The organism is Amycolatopsis sp. MEPSY49, assembly GCF_051337345.1.
In the GTDB taxonomy this organism is placed as follows: Bacteria; Actinomycetota; Actinomycetes; order Mycobacteriales; family Pseudonocardiaceae; genus Amycolatopsis.
The window spans coordinates 10350-28820 of the sequence record NZ_JBDLYJ010000021.1 but is presented as its reverse complement, the minus strand read 5'-3'; the positions used below and the strand labels follow the sequence as shown (position 1 = coordinate 28820).

16 protein-coding genes are annotated in these 18471 nt (G+C 70.3%); 12 read left to right on the top strand and 4 right to left on the bottom strand.

The window, feature by feature from the left end; translation table 11 throughout:
• Window positions 1-14: 14 nt before the first annotated feature.
• From ABFJ78_RS47040 to ABFJ78_RS47030, 3 genes are all read right to left on the bottom strand, one after another.
• Window positions 15-1172 carry an EfeM/EfeO family lipoprotein gene (locus tag ABFJ78_RS47040; RefSeq protein WP_436394099.1) on the bottom strand — a complete coding sequence of 386 codons (1158 nt, stop codon included), beginning with the start codon at window positions 1170-1172 and terminating at the stop codon, window positions 15-17.
• A gap of 204 nt (window positions 1173-1376) precedes the next feature.
• Window positions 1377-2159 carry an ArsR/SmtB family transcription factor gene (locus ABFJ78_RS47035; RefSeq protein ID WP_436393986.1) on the bottom strand — a complete coding sequence of 261 codons (783 nt, stop codon included), beginning with the start codon at window positions 2157-2159 and terminating at the stop codon, window positions 1377-1379.
• 77 nt (window positions 2160-2236) lie between these two features.
• Window positions 2237-2485, bottom strand: a complete 249-nt coding sequence (locus ABFJ78_RS47030; RefSeq protein ID WP_436393985.1) for a hypothetical protein — start codon at window positions 2483-2485, stop codon at window positions 2237-2239.
• Here ABFJ78_RS47030 and ABFJ78_RS47025 point away from each other — a divergent pair.
• The 3 genes from ABFJ78_RS47025 (at window position 2478) to ABFJ78_RS47015 (ending at window position 5858) form a co-directional block, all read left to right on the top strand.
• Entirely contained in the window at window positions 2478-2819 is a 342-nt protein-coding gene (locus ABFJ78_RS47025; protein ID WP_436393984.1) for a hypothetical protein, read from the top strand. The two genes, ABFJ78_RS47030 and ABFJ78_RS47025, sit on opposite strands and share 8 nt — an antisense overlap.
• Before the next feature lie 349 nt (window positions 2820-3168).
• The gene (locus tag ABFJ78_RS47020) at window positions 3169-3960 is read left to right on the top strand and encodes a hypothetical protein (protein ID WP_436393983.1); all 792 of its coding nucleotides are present in this window, start codon (window positions 3169-3171) and stop codon (window positions 3958-3960) included.
• Entirely contained in the window at window positions 3957-5858 is a 1902-nt protein-coding gene (locus ABFJ78_RS47015; protein ID WP_436393982.1) for a serine/threonine-protein kinase, read from the top strand. Before ABFJ78_RS47020 ends, ABFJ78_RS47015 begins: the two co-directional genes overlap by 4 nt.
• Here ABFJ78_RS47015 and ABFJ78_RS47010 read toward each other — a convergent pair.
• Window positions 5836-6258, bottom strand: a complete 423-nt coding sequence (locus tag ABFJ78_RS47010; protein WP_372664324.1) for a hypothetical protein — start codon at window positions 6256-6258, stop codon at window positions 5836-5838. The genes ABFJ78_RS47015 and ABFJ78_RS47010 overlap by 23 nt on opposite strands.
• A 284-nt stretch (window positions 6259-6542) precedes the next feature.
• Between ABFJ78_RS47010 and ABFJ78_RS47005 the strand changes: the two genes are divergently transcribed.
• From ABFJ78_RS47005 to ABFJ78_RS46965, 9 genes are all read left to right on the top strand, one after another.
• Entirely contained in the window at window positions 6543-7094 is a 552-nt protein-coding gene (locus ABFJ78_RS47005) for an AAA family ATPase (protein WP_436393981.1), read from the top strand.
• A 329-nt stretch (window positions 7095-7423) separates the two neighbouring features.
• Window positions 7424-9190: a chitinase gene (locus ABFJ78_RS47000; protein WP_436393980.1), complete on the top strand. Its 1767-nt coding sequence runs from the start codon at window positions 7424-7426 to the stop codon at window positions 9188-9190.
• Between the two features lie 43 nt (window positions 9191-9233).
• Window positions 9234-9971 (top strand): IclR family transcriptional regulator, encoded by a 738-nt coding sequence (locus ABFJ78_RS46995; RefSeq protein WP_436393978.1) that lies wholly within the window; start codon window positions 9234-9236, stop codon window positions 9969-9971.
• A gap of 70 nt (window positions 9972-10041) precedes the next feature.
• Window positions 10042-11193: a 4-hydroxybenzoate 3-monooxygenase gene (locus tag ABFJ78_RS46990; RefSeq protein ID WP_436393977.1), complete on the top strand. Its 1152-nt coding sequence runs from the start codon at window positions 10042-10044 to the stop codon at window positions 11191-11193.
• A gap of 135 nt (window positions 11194-11328) precedes the next feature.
• Window positions 11329-12948 (top strand): FAD-dependent oxidoreductase, encoded by a 1620-nt coding sequence (locus ABFJ78_RS46985; protein ID WP_436393975.1) that lies wholly within the window; start codon window positions 11329-11331, stop codon window positions 12946-12948.
• 48 nt (window positions 12949-12996) lie between these two features.
• Entirely contained in the window at window positions 12997-14052 is a 1056-nt protein-coding gene (locus ABFJ78_RS46980; RefSeq protein WP_436393974.1) for a LacI family DNA-binding transcriptional regulator, read from the top strand.
• A 74-nt stretch (window positions 14053-14126) separates the two neighbouring features.
• A complete protein-coding gene (locus tag ABFJ78_RS46975) occupies window positions 14127-15416 on the top strand; it encodes an ABC transporter substrate-binding protein (RefSeq protein ID WP_436393972.1) in 1290 nt (429 codons plus the stop codon).
• Window positions 15413-16297 carry a carbohydrate ABC transporter permease gene (locus ABFJ78_RS46970; RefSeq protein ID WP_436393971.1) on the top strand — a complete coding sequence of 295 codons (885 nt, stop codon included), beginning with the start codon at window positions 15413-15415 and terminating at the stop codon, window positions 16295-16297. Before ABFJ78_RS46975 ends, ABFJ78_RS46970 begins: the two co-directional genes overlap by 4 nt.
• Window positions 16287-17114, top strand: coding sequence for a carbohydrate ABC transporter permease (locus tag ABFJ78_RS46965; RefSeq protein ID WP_436393969.1), 828 nt, complete (start codon window positions 16287-16289; stop codon window positions 17112-17114). The genes ABFJ78_RS46970 and ABFJ78_RS46965 overlap by 11 nt, the downstream gene beginning before the upstream one ends.
• Window positions 17115-18471: the final 1357 nt, after the last annotated feature.

The following is an 18471-nucleotide window of genomic DNA, read 5'->3' as shown; positions in this document are numbered from 1 at the left end:
CACGGGGCAGTCCGTCACGAGACCCTCCTCGGCTCGGCGATCGCGGCGATCGGCGCCAGCAGCTCGGTCAGCTCGCTCACATCCGCGTTCAGCTTCTGCCTTTCCCGCTGCGGCAGCTGCGCCAGCGGCGTCCAGGTCCCGTCCGGCCGGTGCGCCGAGTCCAAAAGGGACTGCGTGCGCGTCAACCAGCTGTCCACCTTGGACAGATCCGGGTACCGGGGCGCGAGCAGCGGGCGGAGCACGTCCAGCACCGCGCGCGTGCCGTCGAGGTTCGCTCGGGCCGTGGCCAGGTTGGTGCCGCTGCCGTAGTCCGTGCGGCCCGTCAGTTCGAACTGCAGCGTGTTCTCCATGATCTCGTGCGCGCGCAGGCCGAGATCGTTGCCGTCGACCTGGCTGTCGCCGAAGGTCGCCTGCAACGCGCGGGCGTCGCTGTCCAGCTGGTCGGCCACCGTGGCGAGCGCGCCCAGGTCTTCTCCGTGCCAAAGGCCCTGTTCCAGGCGGTGGAAGCCGGTGAACCCCGCGTCGGACGTGCCGTCCGGGAGGCCGTCGGCGGTGCCGTTGAGGGCGCCGTCGGAGTCGCCGAACGCGTCGTACGCCGCGCCCAGCCGCTCGTACGTCAGGTGGGCCGTCAGCCACGCGGCCTCGCTCGCCGCGCGGTCGCCGCCGTGGACGGCGTCCTTCAGCGCGCCCGTGTTCGCGACCAGCTCGCCGAGGCCCGTGGTGACGTGCTGCTGATAGGCCTTGAGCGGCCCGAGCAGGTCGTTGTGCGTCACCGGCGCGACGCCCGGGCCGGTCCGCTCGGCACCCCCGCTGACCCGCACGGCCGGCCCGACGATCGCGCCCGCGTCCTCGGGCAGGCAGCGGAACGCGTAGCTGCCGTTGCCGAGGTTGACCTGCAGCGGCCGGGTGGTCGCCGGGCCGAGGCCCTCGACCTCGCCGTAGATCACGCCGGTCGCCGGGTCGATCAGGTCGACCTCGGCGGTCACCGACCCCGTGTTGTGCAGGCGGAACGTCTGCGGCCCGGGCTTCGGGTCCGCCCAGCCGGTGCCGCACGCCGAGCGCGACACCGCGATCTCGGGATCGCCGGCGGACGCGCTGTCCGGCCAGAACGCGACGACGGCTCCCGCCGCGGCGGCCACGACCACGGCCGCCACGATCCAGCGGGTACGCACTGACCCCGGCACGCACACTCTCCCGTCACTCGATCGGACCATCACCGGTCACGGATTATGCGAGCCTATCGCCCGGAAAACCGCATCGGATGCCGTCGAGAGGAGGGAATTCACCGGGACTTCAGCCGGGCGCCCACGAAAGGGGGAGGAATCAGACGATTTAGTGTGCCAGATCTGTCTGGTTGGACGGTTTGGTCCGGTTGGTCACGCTGCGGGCAGCGGGGAACCGGTCTCCAGCAGCGTCTTCAGGCTGGACAGCAGCGCGGGCCAGCCCTGGCTGCACATCGCCAGGACCGTGCTGCCGGGCTCGAAACCGTCGTGCAGCACGGTCAGCTTCACGGTTTCCCCCTGCGGTTCCAGGGTGAACGTGACTTTCGACCGGCCTTCGCTCTGCAGTTTCGCGAGCGTTTCCGCGTCGATCCCGTTCCCGTTCGCCCATTCCTGGGTGAACGTGTGCCAGGTGTAGGAAAGGTGGTGGAACGGGTCGGATTCGACGACGACCTGGTCGGGGTGGCTCGTTTTCGCCCCGCTTTCCGCCCAGACCATCGGCGAGCCCTTCTGCCAGTCGGTTTCGAACGCGACACCCCAGTACTGGCGGGTGAACGCCGGCTCGGTAAGCGCTTGCCAGAGCTTTTCCGGGGTGGTGCTGATGTAGGTGGTGTACACGAATTCGTTCATGGGTTCGGACTCCAGGGCTCGTTTCAGATCGGCGAGCGCGCCGGCCCGCTGCCGGTCGAAGCGGGTCAGCCAGCGCTCGGTGATCGCGTTGATCGGCGCGGCGTCGAGGTGGTGCAGCTTTTCGCGGCCGCGCCAGGTCGTCGTGACCAGCCCGGCTCCTTCGAGCACGGCCAGGTGCTTGCTCACCGACTGGCGGGCCATGTCCAGCCCCGCGCACAGCTCGCGCAGGGTCAGGCCGTTGCGCTCGTTGAGCACGTCCAGCAGCCGGCGGCGGCTGGGGTCGGCCAGCGCCTTGAACACCTCGTCCATCGCGCCCTCTCCTGACATGCAGCCGTTTGGCTGCCTATGCACTATAGGCAGCCAAACGGCTGCATGTCAACCGGGGATCACCGGAAGCGGATCACCGTGATGCTCGCGAGCACGAAGAACACCAGGACGACGAGGGTGCCGGTCTGCCCGCCGGACGAGCGGGTCACCACCTGGTCGACCGAGCCGGTCAGCCGTACCCCGCACTCGGCGACGACGGTGTGCCGCCCGGCCTCGATCCGGCTGAACCGGACCGGCGCGGTGAAGGCGCCGGAGCTGTCGGTGTAGGCGGAGCCGACTTCGGCGCCGTCGGAGGTCAGGGTGACCATCCGGCCTGGCTCGCAGCCCTTGCCGGACGCCGACAGGGCGTCGCCGGGTTGGACGCTCGGCCGGTCGAGCACCAGCTCACCCGGCTTCGGCTCGGTGCTGGTGGTCGTGGCGGTGGTCGGCGGGGTCGACGACGGCGGGGTGCTCGTGGTCGTCGGCGGAGTGGTGGTCGTCGTGGCCGGCGGGGTCGTGGTGGTGCCGGGGCGGGTCGGTTTCGTGGTCACGACCGGCGGGGTCGTCGTGGTCGGCGGCGGGGTCGTGGTGGTGACCCCGGTGACCACGAACGTGCCGCTGGCGGTTTGTTTCTGGCTCGTGCAGGTCGCGGTCACCGTGTAGGAGCCCGGCTTCGCACCCGCGGGAACGGTCGTGGGGAACTGCCCGCTGGTTGCCGGTGCCACTTTGGAACCGAGGGTTGTGCCCGCCCAGAAGAAATTGATGATCCGGCAGGCCGGAAAACCGTTCCACGAAATCGTGAACGAGCTACCGGCTTTACCGGTGGATGGTGTCAAACCAACCGAAGGCGGAACTTGTGCGTTACCCGTGCTCGTGAACGCGAGTAGAAGTATCGTTCCGGCTACAGTGCCGAAAAACAGCCGAACCACGAATCGCATTGGGACGTCCCTCCCCGGTGTGTGCTCGCTGTAGCATTCCGGACCAGTCGGATAACGCAAGCAGGAGATGCCCAATGGGACGTGTCATCGCGGCGGGGGTTGCGTTGGGTTTGTGCGCCGTGCTGCTGGGCGCGCCGGCCGCTTCGGCGGACTCCGGCTCGCTCGACGTGCAGGCGTCGATCGACGGGCGGCCGGTCGCGGACGCCACCGTCCCGATCGACCCGGCCCAGCAGATCGAGCTGCAGGTCGTCGCCACCAACTCGGGCACCGCGCCGGTGAAGGTCCGCAGCGTGCGGCTCTCCGGCGTCGCGCTCGCCCTGACGTTCTTCGCCTACGACACGACGGCGCCCTTCGAAGTGCCGGCGCGGGGCTCGATCACCCGGACGTTCGTGCTCGATCTCGGCGACCTCGCCGGACAGGCGACGGGGCTGCTGCCGTCGTCGGTCGAGCTGCTCGACGCCCAGCGTGCGACGCTCGGCGAAGCGACCACCGTCGCCGACGTCCAGGGCTCCTTCTGGTCGGTCTACGGCGTCTTCGGCCTGGCGATGCTCGTGCTCACCGTCCTCGCGTGGCTGACCGCGCTGCTCGCGCTCGCCCGGCACCGGCTGGCGCCCAACCGCTGGCGCCGCGGCCTGCGGTTCCTGCCCGCCGGGTTCGGCACCGGCCTGGTCGCGGTGATCACGCTCTCGGTGCTGCGGCTCGTCCCGCCGGAGCCGGCGGTCGAGATCCCGGTGGTGCTCGGCGCCGCGGCGATCGCGTTCCTGCTCGGCTACCTGACGCCGCACCCCGCGCCGCCGCCGGTCGTCACGGACAGTGACACCACGGTCCGGCTGGCGGTCCCGCCGACGCAGGAATTCACCCGATGAGCGCACCGGCCGAGCTGGTCGCCGCCCTGCCGCAGTACGACATCGGGGCGGAGATCGGCGAAGGCGGCATGGGGGTCGTGTTCGCCGGGACGCACCGGACGCTCGGGCGGAACGTCGCGATCAAGCAGCTGCCGTGGGACGTGCTCAACCACGCGGCGAGCAGCGAGCTGTTCGACCGCGAGGCGCGCGTGCTGGCCAGCCTGGACCACCCGCACATCGTGCCGGTGTACGACTACGTCCGCACCGGCCGCGAGCACCTGCTGGTGATGGAGCGCCTCGACGGCGGCACGGTGCACAGCCGGTTCCACGGCGACGGCGTCAGCGGCGAACAGGCGTGCGCGATCGGCCTGGCGATGCTCGCCGGGCTGCACGCGGCGCACCGGGCGGGCGTGCTGCACCTGGACGTCAAGCCGCGCAATCTGCTGTTCAACCTGCAGGGCGTGGTGAAGGTGGCCGACTTCGGCATCGCCCGGGTGATCAGCGAGGGCGCGACGCTCGTCACGCACGGTGGCGAGATCCTGGGCACGCCGGCGTACATCGCCCCGGAGCAGGCGATGGGCAACGCGCTGAGCCCGGCGGCCGACGTGTACGCGGCGGGCACGGTGCTGTACGAGCTGCTGGCGAAGGAGCTGCCGTTCGACAACACGCGCGGCGCGATCAGCATGATGCGCCAGCACATGTTCACCGACCCGAAGCCGATTTCGGGCGTACCGATGCCGATCGCCGGCGTGATCATGCGCGCGTTGGCTCGGGAGCTGGACGCGCGGTACCGCGAGGCGGAGTCGTTCGCGGCCGACTTGGCGGGCGCGGCGACGGCGGTCTACGGGCCCGGGTGGCTGGAGCGGTCCGGGGTGCCGGTGCTGCATCTGACGCCCCGGGTGATCGCGGGGTTGAACTCGCCCACGACGCCGCAGGGGGACGAGCGGACGCGACCGGTTCGGCGGCCGACGGGTCCAAACGCGACACTCGTCGCGACGAGTGGTGGGCTGGACATGGGGGGTGGTGCGCCGGGCGGCGCCGGGCTCGGCGTAGCCGGCGGTCCTGGAACCGGTTCGGCGGGCGGCCAGAGGCCCGGTCTTGGTGGCTCGAGTCTCGGCGGCGCGAGCCCGGCGGCCGGTCCTGGCTCCGCGTCCGGCTTCGGCGGCCCCGGCTCGACCGGTGGCACGCTTGCCCCGGATTCCGACTCGGCCGGCCGCTCGCGAGCCGCCGCCGTTCTCTGGCTGCGGCTGGGCGCCGCCGTAGCTGCCATCGTGCTGATCATCCTCGCGCTGCTCAATCCCGAGCGGCTGCCGCACGAGGCGTCCCCGACTCTGTTGCTCGGCAACACCAAGGTCACCGCTCCGGTCGAAGTGGACCTCAGCAAGCCGCTCGTTCTCGCCGGTGCCGGGAATCCCGGCCGGGTGGCCGTCAGCCTGTCCGCCGCCGGGGTTCCGCTCGGCTCGGCCGAAACTCTCGCCAAGCCGGCCGGCAACGGCTTCACCGCCGAGCTCACCCTGCCGGCGATCGCGCGGTGGGTGGTCGGCGGGGCGGTCACCGCGACCGTCCAAACCGGACCCGTCACCCAGACCTTCACCCTGCTCACCAGCCAGCACCCGCTGGCCAGCGCGCTGGGCGCGGGGAGCCTGATCCTGGCGCTGTTCGCGCTCGCCTATCTCGAATCCGGGCTGCGGACCGTCCGCAACGGCCACCGCTGGCGCGGCGCGGCGGTCGGCGGGCCGGTGCTGGGCCTGCTGTTCGGCGCCGTCGCGTGGCTGTGCGTCAGTGTCTTGCGGGTGCACGAACCTTCGCCGGGGTTCGGCGCCGGGTGCGCCGTCGCGGGTGCGGTCGCGGCGGGGCTCGTGGTCGCGGCTGCGCGGCGCCGGGCGTCCACAGTGGTCAGTCGACCATCCGGACGGTGACGTGCGGGCTGTAGCTCTTGCGCCGGCTCCACCCGGTTTCGGCGCAGAGGCTCAGCTGGATCGCGCGGTCGGCCGGCGCCCAGTAGCCGGTGCGGACGAAGTAGCCCTCCATCGTGTTCAGCGCGCCGAGGCGCTTGCGGGCCGAGCACATCTCCCAGCCCCACTGGCGCCCGGACTTCTCGACGCCGTTGCGGCGCACGGACAGGCACGGGTTGCCGACCGCGCGGATGTCGGCGTCACCCTCGGTGACGTAGACGACGCCGTCGATCTTGTAGAACCGGTTGTTGTCGAGCAGGGACACCTGCCCGGAGAGCGTGACGCCGACGCGCCCGCCTTCGTCGCCCGTGAGCGTCCAATCGAGACAGAATTCCTGGACCGGGAGTTCCAGCGACTGGGTCATGACGAGTTCCCCTGTTCTAGGCCGAGCGTCCCCTTCAGAAGATAGGGAAAATCCGGACGCCGGGAAGGGGACGGGACGATCTTCACCCGAAGCGGTTCCCGGGCCGTCGGATGCCTTGCCACGCATGGGTTTTCAGGCGAGTGGGTGACTTCGGGCACGCGAGGTGACATCGGCGCGTCTGTGCGGGTGGCGCCGTCCGTACGGTCGGGTCTGTTCCGGGTTCGGTCACGGTCCGTGAGCTAAAGGTAAAGGAACCATTACCTTCGCCGGGGCGTTGACGGGGCATGAGCGAGCCCACGGTCATCGAACTCGGGCCCCGCGACATGCTGGTCGTGGCGGGCCTGCCCGGCGCCGGCAAGACGACGATGCTCAACCACGCCGCGCCCGGCCTGGTGGTGCTGGATTCCGACCAGGTCCGCACGCGGCTGGCGGCCGCGGTGCCGTCGGTGCCGTACCGCTGCTACCGGCCGGTGGTCCACGCGTGGCACCGGGCGCGGGTGGTCCGCCGCGCGCTGGCGAGGGGGCCGATCGTGGTCCACGAGCCGTCGACGCGCGCTTCGACCCGGGCGCTGCTGGCCCTGGTGGGAGCGTTGAGCGGCCGCCCGGTGCGGCTGCTGTTCCTGGACGTGACGGCTTCGGAGGCGCTGGCCGGGCAGCGCAGCCGGGGCAGGGTGGTGCGGCCGCGGTCGTTCGCCCGCCACGTGCGGCGGGTGGGGCGCTGGCGGGAGGGGCTGCTGGCGGAGCGAGTGCCGGCGGGATGGAGCAGCGTCCAGGTGATCGACCGGGCCCGTGCGGGGCGGACGCGGGTGGTGGCCAAGTCCCTGATGGGCTGCTGACGCGGGCGCTGCGGGAGAACACCCGGCGCCGGCTGGGGCCGAGCGCCGCGGCGGGTGGATGAGGCTGCCGGGGAGTGGCCTGGCTCCGCGGAGGCCAGTGCGGTGAGGGCGGTGTTTGCCGGGCCGGGAACCGGTCGCAGTGGAGCCGCGGCGAGTTGGTGAGAGCCGCCGAGCGAGGCGCTTCCGGGCTCTTCGGGCGCTCGGCACCGGTTCGAGTGCGGCGGGTCATCGGCCGCAGCCGAACCCAGCGGGCCGTAACCCTCAGTTGGTCTGGACATTTTACATATTGGTCTAGACAATATATCCAGTCTCCCCGACTGGAGGACCCGATGAGGCGTTCCAGACTGTCCGCAATCCTCGCCGCCGCGATCCTCGCGCTCTCCGGGCTTGCCACCGGAACCGCCGAAGCGGCCAACCTCCTCGCCAACCCCGGCTTCGAAGCCGGCTCGCTGTCCGGCTGGACCTGCGCCAACGCCACCACCGTCAGCAGCCCCACCCACGCCGGCGGCTACGCCCTCGCCGGCACGCCCGTCGGTGCCGATTACGCCCAGTGCTCGCAAACCGTGGCCGTTCAGCCGAACACCACCTACTCCGTCTCGGCCTGGGTGCGCGGGAACCCCGTCTACCTCGGCATCACCGGTGGCCCCTCGACGTGGTCCGGCAACAGCGGTGCCTACAACCAGCTGTCCCTCACCTTCACCACCGGCAACCAGACCTCCGCCCAGCTCTACCTCCACGGCTGGTACGGCGCCGGCACCTACTACGCCGACGACGTCGTCCTCGACGGTCCCGGCGGCAACACGCCCGGCACCCCAGCGGCGCCCGGCACTCCGCAAATCACCTCAGCCACGACCAACTCCATCGCCCTGAGCTGGGGCGCGAGCGCCGGGACCGTCACCGGGTACCGCGTGTACGAAGGCAGCACCGTCGTCGCCACGACCACCGGGACCAGCGCCACCATCGGCGGCCTCACCGCCTGCACCACCCACAGCTACTCGGTCGCCGCCTACAACGGAGCCGGTGAGTCGCCGAAAAGCGCCGCCGCCACCGGGAGCACCTCCGGCTGCGTCGACACCGGCCTGCCCAAGCACGCCCTCGTCGGGTACCTGCACGCCAGCTTCGCCAACGGCTCCGGCTACGTCCGGATGGCCGACGTCCCCGCCGCCTGGGACATCATCGATCTCGCCTTCGGCGAACCCACCTCGGTCACGTCCGGGGACATCCGCTTCAACCGGTGCCCGGCCACCGAATGCCCGAACGTCGAGAGCGACGCCGACTTCACCGCCGCCATCAAGGCCAAGCAGGCGCAGGGCAAGAAGGTCCTCATCTCCATCGGCGGCCAGAACGGCCAGGTCCAGCTGACCACCACCGCCGCGCGGGACAAGTTCGTCAGCTCCGTCTCCGCCATCATCGACAAGTACGGCCTCAACGGTCTCGACGTCGACTTCGAGGGCCACTCGCTCTCGCTCAACGCCGGCGACACCGACTTCCGCAACCCGACCACGCCGGTGATCGTCAACCTCATCTCCGCGCTGAAGTCGCTCAAGGCCAAGTACGGCTCGGGCTTCGTCCTGACGATGGCGCCGGAGACGTTCTTCGTGCAGGTCGGCTACCAGTTCTATGGTGGCACGAGCGGCGGGGACGCGCGGACCGGCGCCTACCTCCCCGTCATCCACGCGCTGCGGGACTCGCTCACCGTGCTGCACGTCCAGGACTACAACTCCGGCCCGGTCATGGGCCTCGACAACTCCTACCACAACATGGGCGGCGCCGAGTTCCACATCGCCATGACCGACATGCTCAAAGCCGGCTTCACCGTGGCGAACACCGGCCAGTTCTTCCCCGGCCTGCGTCCCGACCAGATCGCGATCGGCCTGCCCGCCGCGGTCAGCGCCGGCAACGGCTACACCTCACCGGCCGACGTCCAGACGGCGGTGAACTGCCTGGTCAAGGGCAGTGGCTGCGGCTCGTACACGCTGCGCGGCGGCACCTCACCCGCGCTCCGGGGCCTGATGACCTGGTCGATCAACTGGGACAAGTACTACAACTGGGAGTTCCAGAACAGCCACGAGCCGTTCCTGAACTCGCTGCCGTGACGCCGGGCAGTGTGCCCCGCCGAGGTGGGGCACACTGCCTGACGTGGAGAAACGCGACTCTGTGCTGACGCGCGTCGTCCGCATCTTCGAAACCTTCGGGCCGGACACGCCGGCGCTGCGCGTCACGGACATCGCGCGCCGCGCCGGCCTGCACGTCGCCACGGCGTCCCGGCTCGTCGACGAGCTGGTCGGCCACGGCTGGCTGCGCCGCGACCCCGATCGGAGGATCCGCGTGGGCGTTCGGCTCTGGGAACTGGCGTCGCGCGCGTCGCCGACGCTCGGGCTGCGCGAAGCCGCGATGCCGTTCATGGAGGACCTGCACGCCGTCGTCGGGCACCACACCCAGCTCGCCGTGCTGGAGGACCGCGAGGTGCTGTTCGTCGAGCGGCTCTCGGCGCCCGGCGCGGTCGTCAACGTGACGCGGGTGGCCGGGCGGCTGCCGCTGCACGCGTCGTCGTCCGGGCTGGTGCTGCTCGCCCACGCGCCCGCCGACCTGCAGGAAGAGGTCCTGTCCGGTCCGCTCGAGGCGTTCCGCCGCACGACGCTGACCGACCCGGCGCGGCTGCGGCGGTTCCTGGCCGACGTCCGGCGCGACGGCTACGCGTTCTGCGCCGGGTTCATCGACGAGGAGACGACCGGGATCGCCGTGCCGCTGCGCGGGCGTGGCGACACCGTCGTCGCGGCGCTGTCGGTGATCGTGCCCAACGACCGGAACGCGCGGATGCAGATCCCCGCGCTGCGGGCGGCGGCGCGCGGCATCTCGCGGATGCTCTCTCACTGAATGAGAATGCGGTAGTGGGCGGCGCGTCGGCGGGCGATGCTCGGGCTCTGTCGCGGAAAGGACGTTCGAAGTGCGCACCCAGGTCGTCATCGTCGGCGCCGGCCCGGCCGGGCTGCTGCTGTCCCACCTGCTCGGGCTCGACGGCATCGACTCGGTGCTGCTCGAACGGCAGACCGCCGAGTACGTCCAGGCCCGCATCCGCGCGGGGATCCTCGAGGCGGGCACGGTCGAGCTGCTGCGGCAGGTCGGCCTCGGCGACCGGCTCGACGTCGAAGGCATGGAACACCGCGGCATCTACCTGCAGTCGCCGGGGGAGCGCCACCACGTCGACTTCACCGGCCTCATCGGACGGTCGGTGACCGTCTACGGGCAGACCGAGGTGACCAAGGACCTCATGGTGGCCCGGGAAAAGGCCGGCCGCCCGGCGTACTACTCCACTTCGGACGTCGCCGTGCACGACGTGACGGACAAACCGTATGTGACCTTTGTGGACAGTGACGGCACCGCGCGGCGGATCGACGCGGACGTCGTCGTCGGCTGCGACGGGTTCCACGGGCCGAGCCGCGCGTCCATTCCGGAGCCGAAGGTCTGGGAGCGGACGTACCCGTTCGCGTGGCTGGGCGTGCTGGCCGACGTCGCGCCGTCGACCGACGAGCTGATCTACGCCTGGCACCCGGACGGGTTCGCGATGCACAGCATGCGTTCGCCGCGGGTGAGCCGGTTCTACCTGCAGGTGGCGCCGGACGAGGACATCGAGCGGTGGAGCGACGACCGGATCTGGACTGCGCTGTCCGACCGGCTGGGCGTCGACGGCTGGACCCTCGAGACCGGGACGATCACCGAGAAGAGCGTGCTCCCGATGCGCAGCTTCGTGACGACGCCGATGCGGCACGGGAACCTCTACCTGGCCGGGGACGCGGCGCACATCGTGCCACCGACGGGTGCGAAGGGCCTGAACCTGGCGGTGGCCGACGTCGCCCTGCTGGCGCGCGCCTTGAAGGCGTCGTTCGAAGGCGACGACGAACTCGTCGACGCGTACTCGGAGACGGCGTTGCGACGGGTCTGGCGGTGCACGCACTTCTCGTGGTGGATGACGTCGATGCTGCACCGCCACGGCGACGACTTCGACGCCCAGCTCCAGCTGTCCCAGCTTCGCCGCACGGTCACTTCGACCGCCGCGAAGACCGAGCTGGCCGACAACTACGCGGGCCTGCCGCTGTAACCGACGTGAATGACTCATTCCTGTCGCCACGCGACAGGAATGAGTCATTCGCTACACCCACCCCTTGACGCCCGACCCGCCCGCGTCGCACCATACCCGCGTAGTAATTCGAATTATCAGCGCCGGGAAGGGCTCATGAGGGAACTGGACACGGAGATTCTGGTGGTCGGCGGGGGACTCGGCGGGGTCGCCGCCGCGCTGGCCGCCGCGGCCCGCGGCCGGCGCGTCGTGCTCACCGAGGAGACCGGCTGGCTCGGCGGGCAGCTCACCGCCCAGGCCGTGCCGCCGGACGAGAACCCCTGGATCGAGCGGTTCGGCTCCACCCGCACCTACCGCGACCTGCGCGCGGGCATCCGCGACCACTACCGTCGCCACTACCCGCTGCGGGCCGAAGCCGCGAACCGGCCGGAACTGAACCCCGGGGCCGGCCGCGTCAGCAAGCTGTGTCACGAACCCCGGGTGGCCCTCGCGGTCATCGAAGCCATGCTCGCGCCGCACGTCAGCGCCGGGCGGATCCACGTCCTGCGCCACCACCGGCCGGTCGAGGCGCACACGACACAAGACCGCGTCGACGCCGTGACGCTCGAAAACAGCGGGGAGCGGATCACCGTCACAGCCCAGTACGTCCTCGACGCCACCGAGAACGGCGACCTCCTGCCGCTCACCGGCACCGAGCACGTCACCGGCGCGGAAGCCAAGAGCACGCACGGCGAACCGCACGCGCCCGAGAAAGCCGACCCGGCCAACCTGCAAGGCATCACCTACTGCTTCGCGGTTTCCCACCACGAAGGCGAAAACCACGTCATCGACAAGCCGGAGATGTACGGCTTCTGGCGCGACTACCAGCCGGACTTCTGGCCCGGCCCGCTCCTCGGCTTCGTCGCCCCCGACCCGCGGACGCTCGAACCGGTCAAGCGCACCTTCGTCCCGAACCCGCCCGGAGACCCCCTGGCGGTGAGCGCCGACCAGAGCGCCGACGCCGGCGACAAGGAACTGTGGGCCTTCCGCCGCATCCTCGCCCGCAACCTCCACACCGACGGCGCGTTCGACTCCGACATCACGCTCGTCAACTGGCCGCTCAACGACTACTGGCTCAAGCCCGCGCTCACGATCCCCGGCCACACGACCGAAGCGGACGTCGAAACGGCGCACCACGAAGCCAAGCAGCTCAGCCTGTCCGTCCTCTATTGGCTGCAGACCGAAGCGCCCCGCGGGGACGGCGGCACCGGCTTCCCGGGGCTCAAGCTCCGACCCGACGTCACGGACACAAAGGACGGACTCGCGAAGTCGGCGTACGTCCGGGAAGCCCGGCGGATCAAGGCCGTCACGACCGTCACCGAGCACGACGTCTCGGCCGAGCTCCTCGGCGTCGACGGCCGGGTGCGCCGCGCGGACGCCGTCGGGGTGGGGAGCTACCGGATCGACCTGCACCCGTCGACCGGCGGGGACAACTACATCGACGTCGCCAGCGTGCCGTACGAGATCCCGCTGGGTGCCTTGCTCCCGGAGAGGACGACCAACCTGCTGCCCGCCGGCAAGAACATCGGCACCACGCACATCACGAACGGCTGCTTCCGGCTGCACCCGGTGGAGTGGAACATCGGCGAGGTCGCCGGGCTGCTCGCGGCCTTCGCCGTCAGCGAGGGCGTCGAGCCGCGGAGCGTCCACACGGACAGCAGGCTCTTCGAGGACTTCGCCCGCGTGCTGGACGCCGCCGGGGTGGAACGCCGGTGGCCGGAAGTGCGGGGGTACTGAAGGTGCCGCAGGTAGAGTCCAGGCGAACCGCACGGGAGGGAGTCACGGATGACGGCGGGTTCGGGCCGGGTCACGCAGGCCCAGGTGGCGCGCCTGGCCGGCGTCTCGCAGGCCGTCGTGTCCATGGTGCTGAACGGCTCCGACAGCCTGCGCGTCACCCCGGAGACCCGCGACCGCGTGCAGCAGGTGCTGCGCGAAACCGGGTACACGGTGGACATCATGGGCCGCCGGCTGCGCGGCGGGTCCAACCAGATCCTCGGCGTCTTCACCTACGAGTCGGTGTTCCCCTCGGGCGTGGCCGACTTCTACCGCCCGTTCCTGCTCGGCATCGAGGAGGAGGCCGAGGCGCAGGGCTTCGACCTGCTGCTGTTCACCAGCGGTGGCCGCCGCGACGGGCGCCGCCGCATCTACGACCAGGGCACGAACCGGTTGCGCATCGCCGACGGCTCGGTCCTGCTCGGCCGGCACAACGACCCGCAGGAGCTCGCGCAGCTCGTCGAGGAGCAGTTCCCGTTCGTGTTCGTCGGCCGCCGCGAGTCGCCGACCGGGCCGATCAGCTACGTCGGCGCGGACTACGTCGCGGCCACCCGTGAGGTCCACGAACGGCTGTGGGGCCTCGGCCACCGCCGGATCGGCCTGCTCAGCGTGACCGAGGAGAACGAGCCGACGCTCGACCGCCGGGCCGGCTACGAAGCCGCGGCGCGCAAGCACCGCCGTCCACCGCTGGTCTTCCTCGAGGAGGACCCGGCGCTCGCGTTGCGGCAGGCGCTCGACGAAGGCGTCACGGCGCTGCTCGTCGAAAGCTCGGCGATGGCCGACGCCATCCTGGCCTGTGCGCACGAGCTCGGCTTGGACGTGCCCCGCAACCTGTCGATCGTGGTGCTCGGGGACGCCGACCCGTCGCAGCAGCCGCACGCGCACGCCGTGCCGAGCACCGGCACGGACTGGTCGATGTTCCGGATCCCGCGCCACGAAATGGGCGCGCACGCCGTGCGCGTGCTCGTCGGGCTGCTGAAGAACCCCAAGCCCCGCCAGCTGCTCCTGCCGTGCACGATCCACGAGGGCGCCACCACGGCGGCACCCTCCACAAGAGACTCCCGCTGAGGCTCCAGCGGCCTGTTGACACCTTTGCGGACGACGCTTACGGTCGCTGCTAATTCGAATAACCAGGAGGCATCGTGGCCTACCGGAGAATCCGGCTGCTCGCCGCGGCCCTGTCCGCCGTCGCACTGGCTTCGACGGCGTGCTCGGGCGGCGCCGGCGACGACAAGGACATCGCCCTGCGCATGACCGTCTGGACGACGGACAAGAACCAGCTCGCCCTCTTCGACTCCATCGCCGCCGAGTACCGCACGGCCCACCCGGAGGTCACGTCGGTCAAGTTCGACGTCGTCCCGGGCGACACCAGCGCGTACTCGGCCGCGCTCACCACCCAGCTCTCCGGCGGCAACCCGCCCGATCTGGCGTGGATCCTCGAGCGCGACGCCCCGGACTTCGTCCAGTCCGGGGCGCTGACGAACCTCAAGCCTGCTTTGGACAGTGCCGCCGGGTACAACGCCGGTGAGCTGGTGCCGTCCGCGACGAAGCTGTGGACCAAGGACGACGGCCTCTACGCCTACCCGTTCTCGACATCGCCGTTCGGTATGTTCTACAACAAGAACCTGCTCACCCGGGCCGGGGTCACCGAGACCCCGGACCAGCTGCTCGCGAGTGGACGGTGGACCTGGGACGCGGCCAAGCAGATCGCCACCCAGGTCGCCGCGAAGGACACCGGCAAGGCCGGCCTGGTCATCCGCGAGTTCGAGTACAAGCAGTGGGTGCTGCTCGCGTCGGTCTGGCGCGGCTTCGGCGCCGACGCGTGGGGCCCGGACGGCAGGACGTGCGGGTTCACCTCGCCGGAGATGACGTCCGCGATGACGTTCCTGCACCAGGCGATCTTCACCGACAAAGCGCTGCCCGGCCCGGGCACGACGGCGGACTTCTTCGCCGGCGAAGCCGGCTTGACCATCGCCCAGATCAGCCGCGCCGGGCTGCTGAAGGCCAAGCCGTTCGAGTGGGGGATCGTCCCGCTGCCCGCCGGGCCGAAGGCGAACGCGCAGGTCATCGGCCAGGCCGGGATCGGCGTCCCGGTCAAGGGCAAGCACGCCAAGGCCGCCGCGGACTTCCTCGCGTTCTTCACCAACCCGGCCAACTCGGCGAAGCTCGGCCAGTACTTCCCGCCCGCCCGCGACAGCCTGCTCAACGCGGCCACCCTGGCCAAGGCGAACCCGCTGTTCAGCCAGGAGCAGCTGCAGAACGTCGTGGTCAACGGGATCAAGACCGGCGCGGTGCTCCCGTCGCACACCGGGAGCGCGCGGATCGCGTCGCTCGTCCAGTCCGCTTTGGACCCGCTGTGGAAGCCGGACGCGAACGTGCCCGCCGCGCTGGCCGGCGTCTGCCAGGCGATCGATCCGGCGCTGAGCCAATGACGTGGACGTCGAGGAAGCGCGAAGAGCTGGCGGGGTGGCTCTTCGTCGCCCCGCAGGCTCTCGGGTTCCTCGCCTTCGTCGTCGCGCCGCTGGTGGCCGTGGTCTGGTACAGCTTCCAGGACGTGAACCTGCTGGCCGGGACGTCGACGTTCGCCGGCGCGGACAACTACGCGAAGCTCTTCGACGACCCGACCGCGCCGAAGGTCGCCCGCGCCACGGCGATCTTCTGCGTCGGCCTGGTCGTGCTGAACCTGGCGCTCGCGCTGTCGCTGGCGTTGCTGCTCAACCTGAAGTTGCGCGGCACGACGGTGTTCCGGACGGTCTTCTTCTCGCCGGTGGTCGTCACGCTCGTCGCGTGGACGATCGTGTGGAACTTCCTCCTGCAGGACAACGGCGGCATCAACTCACTGCTGCAGACGATCGGAGTCGACGGCCCGAACTGGTTGCGCGGCAACGGCACCGCGATGCTGTCGGTGATCGTCGTGCAGGTGCTGAAGAACGTCGGGCTCAACATGGTGCTGTTCCTCGCCGCGTTGCAGGGTATTCCGGCGTCCATCATGGAAGCGTCGCAATTGGACGGCGCCGGGCCGTGGCGCCGGTTCCGCTCGGTGATCCTGCCGATGATCAGCCCGACCACGTTGCTGACGGCGATCATCACCGTCGCCGGCGCGCTGCAGGTGTTCGCGCAGATCCAGGTGCTGACCCTCGGCGGGCCCGCCGACAGCACCAACGTGCTGGTCTTCTACTTCTACCAGCAGGCGTTCGCCAACCACGACCTCGGCTACGGCTCCGCGCTGGCGGTCGTGCTGTTCCTCGTCATCCTCGTGCTCACGCTGCTGCAGTGGCGGATGCGGAAGCGGTGGGTGTTCCATGAGTCGTAGGGCCAAGATCGCGTGCTACGCGGTGATGGTCGTGCTGGCCGTGCCGTTCGTGTTCCCCACCTGGTGGATGATCACGGCGTCGCTGCTGCCGGCGAACGAGGTGCTCGCGTACCCGCCGAAGCTGTTCCCCAACCAGCCGCAGTGGGAGAACTACCGAGTCGCGTTCACCGACTTCCCGTTGGCACGGCAGTACTTCAACAGCCTGTACATCGCCGTGCTCGTCACGCTCGGCACGATGTTCTTCTCCTCGCTGGCCGGGTACGCGTTCGCCCGCATCCGGTTCCGCGGCGAGAAGCTCTTCGCGGTGATCCTCATCGGGCTGATGGTGCCGAGCGAGGTCACGATCATCCCGCTGTTCCGGCTGGTCGACGACCTCGGCCTGACCAACACGCACTGGCCGCTGATCGTCGTCCCGATCTTCGGCGCGCCGAGCGTGCTCGCGACGTTCGTGATGCGGCAGTTCTTCATCACCATCCCGGGCGAACTCGAAGAAGCCGGCCGGCTGGACGGGCTGTCCCGGTTCGGGCTCTACCGGCGCGTCGCCCTGCCGATCGCCAAGCCCGCGCTCGCCGCGGTCGCCATCTTCACGTTCCTCAACACCTGGAACTTCTTCCTGGAACCGCTGGTCTACCTGACCGACAAGGACATGTTCACGCTGCCGGTGGCGCTGACGCAGTACGTCGACGTCTACGGCGGCCACCTCTGGAACGTCCAGCTCGCCGCCGCGACCACCACGGTCGTGCCGGTCCTGATCGTGTTCATCATCGCGCAGCGCCAGTTCGTCGAAGGGCTCGCCCAAAGCGGCCTCAAAGGCTAGGAGGCAGTTGTGATCGATCGCAGAACCTTCCTCGGCGGAGCCACCGCCGCCGCATTGCTGGGAATCGCCGGGGCGGGGACGGCGTCGGCCGCCGTGCCGCCGCCGGCGGGACCGTTTCCACCGCTCGCCCCGCTGCCGCCCGGCGCCCCGAACCGGAGGCTCTTTTCGCCGCTGGAGCAGCGCTTCGCGCCCTACCTCGCCATTTTGCCGGGCATTGTCAACGATGTCAGCGTCGATCCAGCCACGCTCGGCTTCTTCGGCGGCGGCTGGTGGCGGACGCCGAGCGAGCCGTACAACGCCCGCGTCCAGGAGCACGTCTACACGCTGAGCTGGTTCTACGCGAACCGGCGCCCGTGGAACCCGTACTACCTGGACCCCACCCTGCGGAACCGCCTCGACGCGGCGATCGCCCATTACCTGAACCTGCAGCACGCCGACGGCTCGTTCCCGGAGTACTCGATCACCGAGAAGTCCAAGGCCGCCACCGGGTTCGGCCTGGGCTACCTCGCGAAGACCCTCGCCAACCTGCGCCAGGTCAACGCGCTGCCCGCCCGCCGCGCCGAGCTCGAAGCCGCGCTGCACCAGGGCATGACGTGGTTCCTGAACCCGGCCAACCCGATCTGGGCGCACCCGGTCGAGTACGCCAACCAGAACGCGTCCGGGCTGTCGTCGTCGCAACTGGCATTGAAACTCAGCCCGGACGCGGTGCTGCGCAACCAGCTGCGTGACCGGATCGAGTTCCTCGCCGCGAACGGCCAGAGCCCGGCCGGCTTCTTCTACGAGCCGACCGGTATGGACGTCAACTACAACTTCGAGGTGATGCTCCCGGAGATCGCCGAGATCTACGCGCTGACCCGCGATCGCACGGTCGTCGGGATGGCCCGCAAGTTCGCCGACTGGTTCGGCTACAACGTCGTCCGTGAACCGGACGGCTCGGGTTCGCTGACCTACGTCGCGACGTCGAGCCGCACGCACGTGTCCTATTACGACGACGTCATCCCGGACCCGGACCGGACCAACCTGGCCTCGCTGTTCGTCCCGGAAGTGCCGGACCTGGCTGCCTTCTTCACCGCCCGGGAGGACCGCGCCGAGACGCGCCGGCAATGGGCGGCGACCCCGGGCCCGGCGACCGGACCGGCCAAACAGGACACTTCGCCGCGCATCCTCGCGCACGTCTCGTACGGCGAGGCGTTCCCGTCGCGCGGCGAGAAGCAGGCGTCGATCCGGCAGCTGCCGTATCTGCGGTCCACCGACTTCGCCGTCCAGCGGCGGGACGTCGAACTCAACCAGACGTACGTCTACGTGCGCCGCCCGCAGCTGTACCTGGCCGGGTTCTGGGGCACGCGGCCGTCGACCT